The sequence below is a fragment of the Pseudomonas sp. B23(2017) genome (genome assembly GCF_002113725.1).
GTDB classification, from domain to species: domain Bacteria; phylum Pseudomonadota; class Gammaproteobacteria; order Pseudomonadales; family Pseudomonadaceae; genus Aquipseudomonas; species Aquipseudomonas putida_Z.
Genome location: NZ_NEJM01000014.1, coordinates 1 through 15,042, shown reverse-complemented (window position 1 = coordinate 15,042; position 15,042 = coordinate 1). Strand labels below are relative to the sequence as shown.

At 61.6% G+C, this 15,042-nt stretch carries 11 protein-coding genes; 2 read left to right on the top strand and 9 right to left on the bottom strand.

What is annotated here, in order from left to right:
* Position 1: 1 nt before the first annotated feature.
* A complete protein-coding gene (locus CAG46_RS20500) occupies positions 2 to 4,402 on the top strand; it encodes an RHS repeat-associated core domain-containing protein (protein WP_085619153.1) in 4,401 nt (1,466 codons plus the stop codon).
* Between the two features lies 1 nt (position 4,403).
* Positions 4,404 to 4,994 (top strand): hypothetical protein, encoded by a 591-nt coding sequence (locus CAG46_RS20495; protein WP_170978872.1) that lies wholly within the window; start codon positions 4,404 to 4,406, stop codon positions 4,992 to 4,994.
* A 1-nt stretch (position 4,995) separates the two neighbouring features.
* On the opposite strand, the gene CAG46_RS20490 is transcribed toward CAG46_RS20495, so the two are convergent.
* From CAG46_RS20490 to CAG46_RS29150, 9 genes are all read right to left on the bottom strand, one after another.
* Positions 4,996 to 5,892: a LysR family transcriptional regulator gene (locus CAG46_RS20490; RefSeq protein WP_039613947.1), complete on the bottom strand. Its 897-nt coding sequence runs from the start codon at positions 5,890 to 5,892 to the stop codon at positions 4,996 to 4,998.
* 174 nt (positions 5,893 to 6,066) lie between these two features.
* Positions 6,067 to 8,103, bottom strand: a complete 2,037-nt coding sequence (locus CAG46_RS20480) for a pyridoxamine 5'-phosphate oxidase family protein (protein ID WP_085619155.1) — start codon at positions 8,101 to 8,103, stop codon at positions 6,067 to 6,069.
* Positions 8,104 to 8,130: 27 nt separating this feature from the next.
* On the bottom strand, positions 8,131 to 8,760 hold the full coding sequence (locus CAG46_RS20475; protein WP_085619157.1) for a glutathione S-transferase family protein: 630 nt from the start codon (positions 8,758 to 8,760) through the stop codon (positions 8,131 to 8,133).
* 250 nt (positions 8,761 to 9,010) lie between these two features.
* Complete coding sequence (locus CAG46_RS20470) at positions 9,011 to 9,562, bottom strand: UPF0149 family protein (protein ID WP_075046105.1); 552 nt, start codon at positions 9,560 to 9,562, stop codon at positions 9,011 to 9,013.
* A 91-nt stretch (positions 9,563 to 9,653) separates the two neighbouring features.
* Positions 9,654 to 10,643, bottom strand: a complete 990-nt coding sequence (locus CAG46_RS20465) for an asparaginase (protein ID WP_085619159.1) — start codon at positions 10,641 to 10,643, stop codon at positions 9,654 to 9,656.
* A complete protein-coding gene (locus CAG46_RS20460; protein ID WP_085619161.1) occupies positions 10,640 to 11,794 on the bottom strand; it encodes a hypothetical protein in 1,155 nt (384 codons plus the stop codon). Before CAG46_RS20460 ends, CAG46_RS20465 begins: the two co-directional genes overlap by 4 nt.
* A 10-nt stretch (positions 11,795 to 11,804) precedes the next feature.
* Positions 11,805 to 12,701, bottom strand: coding sequence for a nitrilase family protein (locus CAG46_RS20455; RefSeq protein ID WP_085619163.1), 897 nt, complete (start codon positions 12,699 to 12,701; stop codon positions 11,805 to 11,807).
* 144 nt (positions 12,702 to 12,845) lie between these two features.
* Positions 12,846 to 14,783: an FAD-dependent oxidoreductase gene (locus CAG46_RS20450; protein WP_085619165.1), complete on the bottom strand. Its 1,938-nt coding sequence runs from the start codon at positions 14,781 to 14,783 to the stop codon at positions 12,846 to 12,848.
* Between the two features lie 144 nt (positions 14,784 to 14,927).
* On the bottom strand, positions 14,928 to 15,042 hold a 115-nt coding region (locus tag CAG46_RS29150; RefSeq protein ID WP_252957594.1), incomplete at its 5' end, for a hypothetical protein.

The following is a 15,042-nucleotide window of genomic DNA, read 5'->3' as shown; positions in this document are numbered from 1 at the left end:
CATGTCCGACGCACTGTGGGCCGCCCGCGAAGGCGACGCGCTGATGCACACCTCGATGCTGGCCGACATCGTCGGGGGTGTGCTGGAAATCGCCGCCACGGTGGCCATCGGCGCCCTGGCCACTGCCGCAGTGGCGGCGGCATTCGGCCTGACCGTGGCCACTGGCGGCCTTGGCTGCTTCGTGCTGGGCGCGGTGGTCGGCCTGGTGGTCGGTGTGGTCATGGCCAAGACCGGCGCCGATACAGGCCTTAGCCGATTATGCGAGGGCATCGGCAATTTCCTGTTCCCGCCGTCGGTGCAGGCCAACATCATCAGTGGCTCGTCGAACACTCGCACCAACGGCAAGCGCGCAGCACGTGCTGCTGGCGTCGTCACCGGCCCGCCGGCACCGTTGGCGCAGGCCGGGGCCGAGGCTGGCGAGGCGAAGGAAGAAACCTTCCTCGACATGGCCAAGGGCTTCTTCTCGCAAATGTGGCGGCCGACCGTGGCCACGCCCGCCGCCAATACCTTGCCGGCCCCGGACGACAAGGTGCTGTGCAGCAAGCACCCGCCGATGCCACCGCAGTACCTGGCCGAGGGGTCCAGCAAGGTGCTGATCAATGGCCACCCGGCCTGCCGCAGCGGTGACCGCAGCACCTGCGAAGCGGTGATCGTCGATGGCGGCCTTGTGTCGAACAACGTGCGCATCGGCGGCGAGCCGATCGTGATGCGCGAGATTCGCAGCGGCAAGACGCCGGGCATCGGCCTGGCAGTGACCGCGTTGATGCTGCTGCGCGGGCGTGGCGGCAAGTTCTATAGCAAGTTCGGCTGCATGCTGCTGGGTGGGGTGAGCAGTTTCGTCTCCGGGCAGGTTACCAATGCCATCGTTCAGGCAACGTCCGGCTCACCCAACCCAGTGCACGCGTCTACCGGGGCAAAGATCCTGTGCGGGCCCGACGAGCTGGATTTCAGCCTGCAGGCGCTGCTGCCCCTGGATTGGCAACGGCTCTACAACAGCCGCGACGAGCGCCGTGAAGGGCTGTTCGGCGCAGGTTGGAGCATCGAGTACGAGGTGTTCGTGCAACTGCACCTGGACGCCGATGGCAGCGAGCGCTTGTCGTTTACCGATGAACAGGCTCGAGTCATCGACATGGGCTACATTGCCCGCGCCGATGCCGTGTTCAGCGCCGGTGAAGGGTTGAGCGTACGCCGCTCGCAACAGGACGAAATCCTGATCGAGGATATCGACAAAGGGCTGTACCGCCTGTTCCAGCCCTCCCCTGGAAAACCGGGCCACTGGCGCCTGAGCGCCATGGGTGACCGCAACGACAACCGCATCTATCTGGACTATGACGAAAGCGGGCGCCTGATCCGGCTGCGTGACACGTTCGACCTTGTACAGGTCGAGTTGCACTATGCGCCACAGTGGCCACAACGGGTCGCCCGCCTGGAACGTCGCCATGCCGATGGCGACCTGCAGTTGCTGGTCAGTTACCAGTACGACGCCTGTGGCGACCTGGCGGCAGTGTACGACCGCCAGGGCAGGCTGCGCCGCCGCTTTGTCTACGACGAACAACGGCGCCTGGTCGAGCATGAGAACGCTGCTGGTCTGCGCTGCTTCTACGAATGGGCATTGACCGAAGACGACTGGCGGGTGGTGCATTACAGGAGCAGTGGCGGGGATGAGTACCAGTTCGAGTACGACATCCCTGCGCGCACGACCCGGATCACCGATGGCTTGCAACGTGTCAGCACGCGACGCTGGAATGCCCAGTACCAGATCACCGAATACATTGATGCAGTCGGCGCGACCTGGCGGTTTGAATGGGACGACGAGCGTCAGTTGCTCGCAGCGGTCGATCCGATGGAAGGGCGCTGGCAATACTTTTACGATGCTTCGGGCAACCTGACCCAGACCGTCGACCCGCTGGGGCGCAGCGAATCGACGCAGTGGCTGGAGCATTGGTCGCTGCCGCGCTCGACGATGGACCCGGCCGGCAACAGCTGGCAGTACCGCTATGATCCGCGCGGCAACTGTATCGGCGAAACCGACCCGCAAGGTAACGTCACGCAGTACCGCTACGACCACCGTGGCCAGCCGACCGAGATCATCGACCCCGCAGGGCATTCGCGAACCCTGCGCTGGAGCGACCTGGGACTGCTTCTGCAGGAAACCGACTGCTCCGGCCACATCACACGCTATCGTTATGACCGCAACGGCCATTTGCTGTCAGTGACCGATGCGTTGAGCGAACGTACCGAGTTCGAGTACGACAGCGATGGCCTTCTGCTTGGCGTGACACGGCCAGACGGTACCCGTGAAGGTTATCGCTACGATGAGGCAGGAAGGCTGACGCAAGCGATCGACCCCGCTGGTGGTATCACCGCGTACCGCTTCGATGCCCGTGGTGTCCTGCTCCAGTCCAGCGACCCGCAAGGACGCACGCTTGGCTACCAGGTCGACCCCTACGGTCGACTGCTGTCGCTGACCAACGAAAACGGCGAGCACTTTTACTTCCGGTGGGATGCCGCCAATCGCCTGGTCCGCGAGCAGTTTCTCGATGGAACCGCCAGGGAGTACCGTCACGACCCGTTGCACAATGTGGTGCAGGTGGCCTACACCCCGACGCCCGGTAACAGCTCGGTCGAGCCGATCGTCCACCGCCTGGAACGTGATGCCCTGGGTCGTCTGATTACCAAGACGACCGCGGATGGCGTTACCACCTATGGCTACGATGAGCTCGACAACCTTACCGAGGTTCATTTCGACGATGCTGCCGGCAACAGCGAAACCCTGCAATTGTGCTTTGACGCGCTGGGACAGCTGGTCGAGGAGCACAGTGGCAACGGCGTACTGCGCCATCGCTACGATGAGTTGGGCAACCTGTGCCGCACCCAGTTGTTCGATGGCCGCTGGATCAACCGCATGTACTATGGAAGCGGTCACCTGCACCAGATCAACCTGGACGGACATGTCATCAACGACTACGAACGCGATCGCCTGCACCGGGAAGTGCAGCGTACCCAGGGCGCGTTGCTCACACACCAGGAATATGACCGCAACGGACGTTTGCGTACCCGCAGATGCAGGCCCGCCAGCCAACCCGTGCAATTACCCGCACCTTTCCAGCAACGATTCGAATACGACCCGCGCGATGACCTGAACCGGCGCGTGCGGCAGGTAGCCGGCCGGGTGCAGCATGACCAGATCATCCAGCTTGATGCGGGTGGGCGCCTGATGGGCAGTCATGACATTGCCAACGGCAATCATGAAACCTACCGCTACGATGCCGCCGGCAACCTGCTGGATGCCACGGCCAATGCCCCAGTTCTGCACGACAGGTTGCTGGCGTACCAGGACAAGCGCTACCGCTACGACGCCTTTGGCCGCCTGGTGGAAAAGCGCAGCAGCCGGCGCGGCATACAGCATTTCAGCTACGACGCAGAGCACCGCCTGGTAGAGGTACGCACTCGCCAGGCAGGGCGGGAACGCAGTGTACGCATGCGTTACGATCCGCTCGGGCGGCGGGTGGAAAAAAGCGAACATGATGGTGCCGGGCAGCTGCTCGGCCAGACGCGCTTTGCCTGGGACGGATTACGCCTGTTGCAGGAACAGCGCCATGGCCAGGTAAGCCTGTACCTGTACGAGGGTGACGGCTATGAGCCGCTGGCGCGCATCGACGGCAGCGGGCCGAACCAGCAGGTGCTGCACTTCCATAATGACCTCGGGGGGCTCCCGGAGTGGCTGACCGATGAACAGGGACGCGTGGTATGGCAGGCCAGCTATCTGGGCTGGGGTTCTACCCTCGATGAGTCCCGCCAGGCCAGTTGCCTGCAGGAACAGAATCTGCGCTTCCAGGGGCAATACCTGGATCGGGAGACCGGGTTGCATTACAACACCTTCAGGTTCTATGACCCGGAGGTAGGCCGCTTTACCCAGCCTGACCCGATTGGCCTGTCTGGTGGTCACCAACTGTACCGGTATGCGCCAAACCCGGTGACATGGGTCGATCCACTAGGTTGGCTGACCTTGACCGGTTATACCAAGGGCGGTATCAAGCGAACCACCGAAGCCTGGCGCAGCAGGCATGGTCCGGCCTCAATGCGTGACCACCACATGATCCCGCAAGAAATGTGGCGGGAAGACCGCGATTTCCGTAACCAGATGAAAGCTGCCGGAATTCGCAACCCCAAACGCTACATCGACCAGCAGATCTCGCGCATTCCGAATGCATTCCACGCCGACATTCACGCCAAAGGTTGGAACGAGGACTGGAAGAAGTGGTTCAACAACAACGCGAACTTCACCAAGAAGGACCTGCAAAAGCAGATCAAGGTGATGATGCGCCAATACAATGTGCCCAAGGCGACGAGGAACCATGTGCGTCGCTACGGCAAGAATGGCAAGGGCTGCGGAGGCTGACATGAACATCTATCACTTGGACAACGCGCCGACTCCCTGGGGAGACTGGGGCGCGGTACTGCTCCAGGGCATGATCGCCTGGGACGAAGATACCGATGTAGACAGCATCGAGCGGGCCGGCCCGTACACCCCGGCCGCCTACATACGTTCGGGTTCGCTGGTGCTCACCCAGCCGGTCAAGGAAGCCCTGGAAAAAAGCGGCCTGAAGGGGATCGGGCGTTACGAGCATCTGGAGAAGACCCATATCGTTCACATCGACTGGCTGCACTGGGACACCAGCAAGCCCATTACCGATTACCTCGATCTGGAAGGCGGGCCGAGCTCGATCATCGACTCCCTGCCGCATGACCCTGGGCTTGCCAAGCGCATGCCGGAGTACTGGCAGGCATTCGTAGTGGGCAAGCTCAACCTGCTCAAGGACCCACAGCATGAACCTGCCGACCTCGGCCAGTATCTCAAGGTGCTCAAGGCCGACGAGCAAGCCGATTTCTTCAAAGGGGATGTCTATCGTGGGTACTTCCTGAGCGAACGGGCCAAGGAGTGGCTGGAACAGCAGTGCCCAGGTTGCTTTACATTCACCCTGCTCGGTTGAATCAGTCCAGCTGCCGAGCCCTCAGTTCCTGCGCCAGCATGTCAATGAATGCGCGGACCTTGGCCGAACCGTACTTGCTCTCCCGGTGCAGTATATGGATTGGCCACGGCGCCTCTTCGTATTCGGCAAGGATCACCTGCAACTGCCCACTGGCCACCTCATCCGCGACCTGATACGACAGCAGGCGGGCAATCCCCAGTCCGCCACTGGCAGCGGCGATTGCCCCGTCATTGCTGGTCACCGTCAAGCGAGGCTTCATGCGCACCAGAGTCGGCTCATCGGTCACCCCAAAGCGCCAACCGGCTCGCGGCGACAGGTTGGTGGTGCCGATCACCGCATGCTCCGCCAGGTCGGACGGGTGCTTCGGCACGCCATGGCGCGCCAGGTACTCGGGAGAGGCGCACAGCATGCGCCGGACCCTGCCCACCCGCAGTGCTTTGAGCCCGGAGTCGGGCAAGGGGCCGATACGAACGGCCACATCCATGCCCTCCTCGACCATGTTGACGATGCGGTCGAGGAAGTAGGCGGAAACGTCAACCTCGGGGTACTGCTGCAGGTAGTGGACGATGCACGGCATGACGAACTTCTTGCCGAACAGGATGGGCGCAGTGACGGCCAGGTCGCCCTTGGGCGTGGCGTTGATGCCGGCGGCGGCTTCGTTGGCCTCGTGGATGCTGGCGAGGATATGCCGGGTGTCTTCCAGGTAGCGGCCACCGGCTTCGGTCAGGCGTACGCTACGGGTGGTGCGCAGCAGCAGCTTGACCCCAAGCTGATCTTCCAGGGCGCTGACGGCACGGGTGACCGCGGCTGGGGAGATGTCCAGGCGGCGGGCAGCAGCGGCGAAGCTTTCCAGCTCGCCTACGGCGACGAACACCTTCATCAGGTGGATCTGGTCCATGCGGGCTCCTGAGGTCCATGAGGTGCCAGGATTATCTTTCATCCGAGCGTTTTGTGCTGCCTGTGCCGGCCTTTTCGCGGGCTTGCCCGCTCCCACAGGTTATTCACCATCCCTGAGGGAAGTGAAGTACCTGTGGGAGCGGGCGAGCCCGCGAAAGGTCCGGGACAAACTACCTTACAGATCCAGCACCAACGCCTGTGCGCCCTCCTCCGACCGGGCCGGCACGGCACAGCAGATCAACACCGACCCCGCCTCCGGCAGCTCGGCCGGCGCCTTCGGGTAATGTACCTGACCACTGACCAAGCGGGTCTTGCAAGTACCACACGACCCACCTCGACAACTGAACTCCGGCGACAATCCGCGAGCCTCGGCCAGCTCCAGCAGCGTCCCGCTACCCGGCGCCCAGCGTGCCTCTTTGGCTGAAGCCGCAAAGTACACCGGTACCGGCTCGCTGGCAGCAGGTGGCTGTTGCAGGGTGGGCTGGTCATCGTCGGTGTGCCGCCGGAGCGTCGACGGGCCAAAGGCTTCGGCATGGATCCGCGCATCCGGCACATGCACCCCGCGCAGCCCTTCATACAGGTCCTGGGTAAAACTGCCCGGGCCGCACAGATAGAAATCGTAGTCGTCCAGCGCCAGCGTGGCCTTGACCTGCTCGATACCCAGCCGACCGGCAAACTCGTAATCACGCCCCGCCAGCGCATGCGCTTCCGGCTGGCTCAGGGCGCGGTGCACGTGCAGCAGGCCGCCGGCCTGTTGCCGCAAGCTTGCCAGCTCCTCACGGAACGGCAGGTCGGCCAGGCTGCGCGCCCCATGGAACAGATGAATGCGCCGTGCCTGCCCCTTGCTCAACTGCTCGCGCAGCATGGCCAGTAACGGCGTGATACCCACACCCGCGCCAATCAGCACCAGCGGCCGTGTGCTCTGCTGGTCCAGCGTGAAGCTGCCCATCGGCGGGCGCACGTTCAGCACATCGCCTGCCACGACGCGCTCATGCAGGTGCCGCGAGACCGGGCCCTGGGCTTTGACGCTGATGCGCAGATAACCGTCGGAAGGCGCGCTGGACAGGCTGTAGGTGCGGATCAGCGCCGCCTCACCATCGAGCTGGACTTGCACCGGAACATGCTGCCCCGGCGCAAAGGCCATCGCACTGCCAGCAGGAGGCTCAAGGTAGAACGAGCGGATATCACGGCTTTCCTGCTCCACCCGCAGCACACGCCAGGCCTGCCATTGGCCCTGCCGCTGGCGTTGCTGCAGGCGTATGTCGGCCTCGGCCCAGGTGCCGGTCATCAGGCTGGTCGGCGCGTACTCCTTGAAGGCCCAACGCAGGGAAACGGCAGCCGGGCGCCACACCACCTGCTGGACCTCCAGCGTCCACAAGCGCTCGGCGCCTTCGAATGCCTGGATGGTGGGGCTGTCCAGCAGCAACTCGACATGCCCGTATAGCTGCAACACGTTGCCGTTGCTGAAGTCGATGAACAGCAACCCTGCTTGCGGGTTCACCAGCAGGTTGCCCAAGGTGTTGAAGTGCAGGTTGCCAGCATAGTCGGGAATGGTCAGGCGGTTGCCTTCGACCTTGACGAACCCGGGCCGCCCGCCACGGTGGGAGACATCCACCGAGCGCTGGCCGTCGTCATGCTCGACATAGCTGGCGACAAAGAAGGTGTCGGCTGCCTGGATCATGCTGACAGCCGAGGCATCGAGTGTCGTCGCATCGACACGCCCTTGGGCGGGTTCCGCGACACGGGTGTAGTCACGCAGCTGGATGTACTGCGGGCAGTTGCCGAACGACTGCTCCACAGTCACCTGCAGTTGCCCGTCGCCGGCCTGGTGGATCTGGCCGTTGAGGCGGTTGCGCCGGCGGGTGTGCAGTTCGATCCCCAGCAGGCCGACCGCCTGCCCGGCAGCCAGCCCCGGGGTAGCGGGATCGTCTGCTGGCAGTTGAGTGTCGATCGTCAGCTGGCGCGGGTCCGGCGAGCTGACGAAACCTTCCGGCCCTTCCAACAGCGTTGCCCAGGGCCGCCCCAGTGCGTCCACGCTGGCGGCGACCATGAACGGCAACTGGTGATAGAAAACACGATGCTGGTCGGGCATGTAGTCACGAATGACCTTCTGCCCGAACGCCTCCATGCGCTCCGCGACACCGGCTTTTTCCTGCAGGGTCTTCTCCCCCGCATGCCAGGGCGAGGAGTGGTGGTCCGGGTTCTGTTGCATGGCGGCGTTCCTCGCAATGGCGGGATGTCAGGCGCTGGTCTGCAGGCCGATCACGGTGCGTGGCATGGGCACGAAGCCCGGCAGCGCCTCGATCCGCGCCAGCCAGCTGCGTACGTTGGCATAGGGCTCCAGCGACACATTGCCCTCCGGTGCGTGGGCGATGTAGGAGTAGTTGGCGATATCGGCGATGGTGGGTGTGCTACCGGCCAGGAAGGGCGTTTTGGCCAGCTCGGCGTCGATCACCTTCAGCAGGGTATGGGCGCGGGTAATCACTTCGTCGGTGTTGAACGAGGCACCGAACACCGTGACCAGACGCGCGGCAGCAGGGCCGAAGGCCAACGGGCCGGCAGCGACCGTCAGCCAGCGCTGGACGCGGGCGGCGGCAGCGGGTTCCTCGGGGAGCCAGGTGCCGTTGTCGTACTTCTTGGCCAGGTACACCAGAATGGCGTTGGAGTCGGCGACCACCGTGCCGTTGTCGTCGATGACCGGGACCTGGCCGAACGGGTTGAGGGCCAGGAAGTCCGGCTGCTTGTGCGCGCCTTTGGCCAGGTCGACGAACACCAGCTCGGTGGGCAGGTTCAGCAGCGAAAGCATCAGCTCGATGCGATGGGCGTGGCCGGACTTGGGGAAGTTGTAAAGCTTGATCGGGTTCGACATGGGCTTGGCTCCTGATCAGCACCGGGGTGGGCTGGTGGAGCACATGCTGCACCGGTTCGGCTGGCAGCAGAATCCGTGTGGCGGGGAAACCATAATTTCGCGGGGCGGAATAATGGAAATATCCAGATCCGCGTATCCCCTGTGTAGGTCGCAAAGCGGCCCTCGACGATGGTTTATCGCTGCTGAATCCTGGGGCCGCTTTGCGGCCCTATCGCGACACAAGGCCGCTACTACAAAGGCAGGTGCAAGATCAGTGCAGCTTGTTGAAATACCGGAACAACCCACGCGCAGCCTCGATCACCTGTGGCACACAAGCCTGGATGTCCTCTTCGCTCATCTGGTCCAGCAACTCGAAGTTGTCCTCCAGCCCATGCAGCGAAATGGCCTTGAGCAGTTGGTCCTGCTCCGGCGGCAGCTCGGCCCAGCCAGCGACCTGAGTGCCGCGCATGTAGCCAAAGCACCACTCCTCCATGATGATCACACTGCCCTCTTCGCCTTCGCTTTCTTCGAACAGCGGCTCAAAGTGGTCGACATCGTCGCCCAACTCCTCCGCCACCTGGCTGGCATAACGCAGCATCAATGCCGTATACGCCTCTTCATGTGCCGGCTTCTTGAATTTCGGCACCTTGCCACCAGCCACCGCGGGCAGCCACTGTTCCGGGGTGACAGTGGTCGGCGAGCTAGCCAGTGCAGTGAAAAAGCCATTGAGCTCGGCCAGGTTGAGTACCGAGTAGTCATTGCCGTAGGTGATCAGCAGGTCTTCGAGGCGGTCGAGTTCTTTTTCGCTGAGTGCGGGGAGCATGGGTGAACATCCTGGGAAGCAAAAGTGTGTGCACCCTAGCACAGCAACGCCCGAAGGGCTGCCCGCGCTTATAGCTTTGCGGGCAGATTGCTTAACGTGGCAACCAGCCATGCAGCAGCTGCTGCCTGCCAGTTCCGATCAACAGCCATAGCAGAATGCGACACTTGCGCGGACACAACTGCCCCGCCATGTGTACCCCCTTGCTCTGCAAATCGATCTCGGCACCGGCAAAACCGTAAGAGGCCGTGGCTGTTGGGCCACTGCCTGTGCGGGTAGCAACAATCACTGGCAAGGTGGGCGTGAGATGACCAAGCACTTCGGACCAGCTACCGGAAACGTGGCCAGCACCAAAACCGGCGATGACCAGCCCCTCGTAGCCCAGTGTCGCTGTAGCCTTCAACAACGCCGTATCTGCGTCCAGGCAAGCTTCCAGCATTGCAACCCGATGCTCGGTGCGATGCGGTAACGGCAGCACCTCCCGTGGGCCAGGCGGTTGACGATATACCACGGCACCTTCCACAACATCGCCCAGCGCTCCGCACCCGGGTGATTCAAATGCAGCCATCGCGAGGCTTGCCGTCTTGCGAACCCTTGCAGCACAGTGGACCTGATCATTCATCAGCACCAGAACGCCGCGTCCACGGCTGCCCGGCGCCAGTGCAACCTGCGCCGCAGCCAGCAGGTTGGCCGGGCCGTCGTTGCCCGGCTGGCTGGCCGCGCGCATGGCACCGGTCATTACCAATGGCGCATCGAACGGCCAGAGCAGATCGAGGAAATACGCCGTTTCCTCGAGGCTGTCGGTACCTTGGGTCAGTATCACCGCGTGTGCTCCGCGAGCCACCTCGCCCCGGGCCCAGGCCAGCACCTCGAGCATCGCCGCAAAGCCCAGCGAGGCACTGGGGAGCAGACCCAGAGTGGCAGCTTCAAGCTGGGCCATCTCACGCAGTTGTGGCAACTCGGCCAGTTGCTCAGCGCAGTCAAGCTTGGGTATCACCCCGCATTCGCTTGCACTTGCCCGCATGCTCACCGTCCCTCCCAGGCTGGCGATCGACAACCTGGGCAGGTTTGCATGCGCTTTCATACGCCACCTCCAGCAAGCAGCCCGACCAGCGGAACGATCGCCAGTGTGCTGATGGCCATCGACACTACATTGCCGATGTAACCATGCATGTAGGCCGGCAAGCGCTGACTGATGGCCACCGCCAACGGTGGCGCTACCAGCGCGCCCAGCACTGAACTGGCTACGACCACTTGCCAGCCTCCACCGTGGGTGAGCACAGCGGCAGGTACGATAGAGACGATGGGAATGTAAGTGGGGTACCAGCCTCGCGCCTGCCATTGGCGACGCCAGAGCACGACTCCCACCAGTGATGCCAGCGCCTGCCCGGCAACCATTGGTATCAGCAGCAGCGAACCGTAGACTGGCGCAGCGGGGGCCAGCATGTATGCCAGGAACACCCCCAACAGCAGCCCGAGGCTGGCCAGTTCATTACCAAAGAATGGCGCTTCGCTGAAATCGGCCAGTACACGCCGCAAGGTCCAGGCCACACCGTAATCGGCTTGGGCCGCAACGGGTTCAGGTGCGGCGGGCGGTTGGCTGGGCCGTACCCATGATGGAAAGCGCCAGCACAGCATGAACGCCACCACGCTTGCCAGCGCCATGCCGCTTACGTTGCCGACTACCACCGGCAACTGCAGGGGGTAGCTCAGGTAATTGACCATGAACAGGCTGGCTGGCGTTACCAACAGCGCTCCCAGCAGTGCGCCGCTGATGGTCACCTGCCAACCCGCACCAAAAAACAGCACCATGGCTGCTGGCAACGATACGAAAGCAACGAAGGTTGGTTGCCAGGTGCCACTGGCCAAGGTCCATCCCCACAACGCGTGACTGAGCAACAAGCCCAGCAGCGAACTGGTGAACACCCACGGCCATAATCCGCTGCCGTAGCAGATGGCAAAGCCGTGCCAGCGATACCCATGCACATGGGCCCAGTGCGCCAGGCAAGCTCCCAGCAGCAAGCCCAGGGCGGGCAACTCATGCTTGTAGAAGGCCACTTCGCTGATATCACCAACTATCCAGCGCAGGCGGCTTAACGGTTGATCGAGCGTCGCGGCCAGTTGCGTGTAGTCCGGCCATTGGCCCTGTACGAGGCTGGCTGCCAGCAGCACCAGCAGGCAGGCAAGGATCAACACCGACGAACGCTGCCGGTTGGGGAAGAGTAGCGTTTTCATGTGCAACTCCTCAGCGGGGCATAGATGCATGAAGGCGATAGCCAAGCGTCGCATCGTAAAGGTCGGTGCGCCTGTCTCGCGGCAAGTCGTTGAGGCTGTTCCAGATCGGCGCCGAGCGGGCGCTGCTGAGGTCGACATCGGCGTAGAGAATGCCCTCCTCCTCTGCACTGGCCACCTCGCCAATGGGCCAGCCATTGGTACCGGCAATCAGTGAACAGCCCAGGAAGCGACCGCCCCGCTCGCTACCTATGCGATTGGCGGCAGCGATGTAGACGTTGTTGGTGTGTGCCGCCGTCATGGTCAGGTAGGACGCCATGCAGCGCCCTGTTTCATCGAACAGTGGTGGTGGCGTCCATACCCAGTTGTTCAGGCTGCAGATGATGTCGGCGCCTTGAGCAGCCATCAGCCGCGGCACTTCCGGGAACCAGATATCCCAGCAGATCAGCAGGCCGATACGGCCGATCGGTGTCTCGAACACAGGGAAGCCCAGGTCGCCAGGGGTAAACCAGAGCTTTTCCTGGTTCCACAGATGGGCCTTGCGGTAATGCCCGAGCAAGCCTTGCGGACCGAACAGAACGGCACTGTCGAAAAGTTTCAGTCCCTCGCGTTCGGCAAAACCCGCCGCCAGATATACCTGGTACTCCTTGGCGAAATCCGCCCAGGCTTTCAGGCTGCGCCCCTCCTCCAGCGTTTCGGCATGGGCATAGGCCTCTGCACGCGTGTGGAAGGTGTAGCCGGTGTTGGCCAGCTCGGGTAGCACGATCAGGTTGGCGCCTTCACGCGCCGCGCACCGAGCCAATGCCAGGCCCTTGCTCAGGTTGCCATCGCAATGCTCCAGCCCGACCTGAGGGTCGTACTGGATGACAGCGATACGTACGGGGCTGACGGGCGTGCAGTGTTCAGACATGGCGGCTTCCTTTTATGGTTGTTTTGGAAGGGCGCCAGTAAAGCGGGGTTGGGCGGGGGAGTGACAGTCGGGGAGTTCCTATGGGATCGAAGGACAAGAGAAGTGTTCCAGTAGGAAATTCCCCACAAAAACTCCCGGATGCAGCTATTTCCCAGCTTGATAATGTGGGTAGTGGTTCAGGGTAAAGCCACCATTGAACGATGCCGATGTTCCGTTGCACAGGTTGATGACCACATCAAGCGCCGTGCGTAAACACGGCTCGGTCCAGCCGGCGTCAACAGAGAAGGACTCTCCAGCCAGATACAACCCTGAACTGGCACTCAGATCACGGTTGTACTTCATCAGGCTCACTGCATCGTAATAGGTCCCAGCCCGATACAACTTTGCGCACCCAAGCGCGTTTCGATCAGTCATCCAACGCTGTATGCGAATGTTTCGGGTATCGATATAAGGCGATATGGGTTCAGCCACGTTGCTGCAGCGAAGGAGGATCCGATCGAGTTCCTTCACGCACTTGTCACCCAGTTCTTCATCTGAGAACGCGGCCAGTTTCGTTGCATCGTCTTCCCAGGTGTAACTGAGCAGGATGCAGTCATCAGCGTAATGGTCGTTGTAGCGATAGGCATAGACATCGTGAACGAAACTGTCAGTGACCAGGATTTGCGGAAAAGCTGGGTTGCGGTCCAGGAAGCTCTTCTTCAGCGGAGCATAAACCTTGCAGCTTGTCTCCCAATGAGCATGCTTCCAGGTATCCATGATCGTCTGCGGCAATATCTGACGGCTGAAACCGTCGAGGCGGATGTTGGTTTCGATCAGCCAGGAAGGGATGGTCAAGATCACGCTGTCGAAGTCTTCGTATTGGACGTTCCCCTGCACCGGATCACTGCAATGCCAACGGTATCCGACTCGTACGCGACCATCCTCCAGCTTTTGTAGGGAACAGACCGAAGTGTCAGTCAGTAACCCATCATCTCGTTGCAGCAGGTGGTCATACAGCGAGGAACCGCCCATCCCGGCGTCCAGAAACATGAGGCTTTCGTCCATCGCCGCAAGCCCGATATAGGCTGGCCCCTGAAACATCAATCCTTTACTGTCAGGGACGCTGCTGGCTTCAAGATGGGGCGCAGCGTAAGGCACACCGTCCTGGTCAACACGCCCATGCACCAACTGCAAGTGACTGCTGAAGCCAAAGATTGCTGTACGCAGCGGGTAAAGGCAGCAGACGTCATAAAACGCTCCCCAGCTACCATCTCCAATACCGATTGCATAGAAGATGGCCGACTCGTCGCCGTTCATGCCTAGCCCGCCAAAATCACCAGGGTTTGCAGGGTCCCAAGCTGTAACAGTGGGTAAATGCACCAGATCTCTAAACGATAATCGATGATAGCGCTCGACGATCGCCGACCACATCGATTCCCAACCATAAGTGCCATAAACCGCAGCAATACGCTCGGCGAACTGCTCCGCAAAATGGCGCCATTTATCGTAGACCTGCTGAAGCATCGCAGTGGGTGGTGGTGTCTTTCCTTCGGGATTGCGCCAGATCAACAGCGCAGGGTCTCTGTCACCCGCTAATTGCCCGTCACGAAGATATATTCCAGTGGCATTCACCCAAGGTGTCCCGGGATTTGGAAAATCGGATATTCGTAGCTCGAACAGCTTGGCGTAATAGGCCATAAGCGAACGCCCATCTTTTGGGGGCTCACCAGTCCTGTTGAAGAACGGCATGCGCATGGCCCCCATTTCAAAAGGGGTTACAGGCTGCTTGTGATTCCCTGCGTTATTCACCAGCGTAAGGTGACGCCCACCCAAACGTCGGGACTGCTCGATCAAGGTGATACGGGTAAAGCCGCAACGTAGCAATTCTCGGGCTGCAGTTAGCCCGGTAACACCAGCACCGACAATACAGATCCGGTGATCCGGCTGAGTGGCGTATGCAACTCCGCCCTCTTGTTCGAGTAGACGGCGATAATCAAAGCAAAGATCAGGAGGGTTAGGGTAACGCGCAGCCCACGGCTTTACGGACAGGGATGGCTCGATAGCCAGATCAGCAGGATGGTTGTGTGTTGAGCCGATGGTCATGGTCTCGTGTTCTCAATGAGTTGGGAACATGAGAATGATCAATCAAGAGATGCGTGAGGAGGTTGTTAATTAGCACCAACCGGCCACCACAGGATCGTGAGATATCTGTGGTGGCCGGGTTGATGTCAATAAAGCCGTTACGCCTTACACCGCCAGCGCGCGCTCACGCAGCTCGCTGTTGAGGATGCGGTCGTTCTCGCTGTAATCGACCGGGCAGTCGATCACGTGCACGCCCGGGGTCTTGATGCAGTGCTCCAGC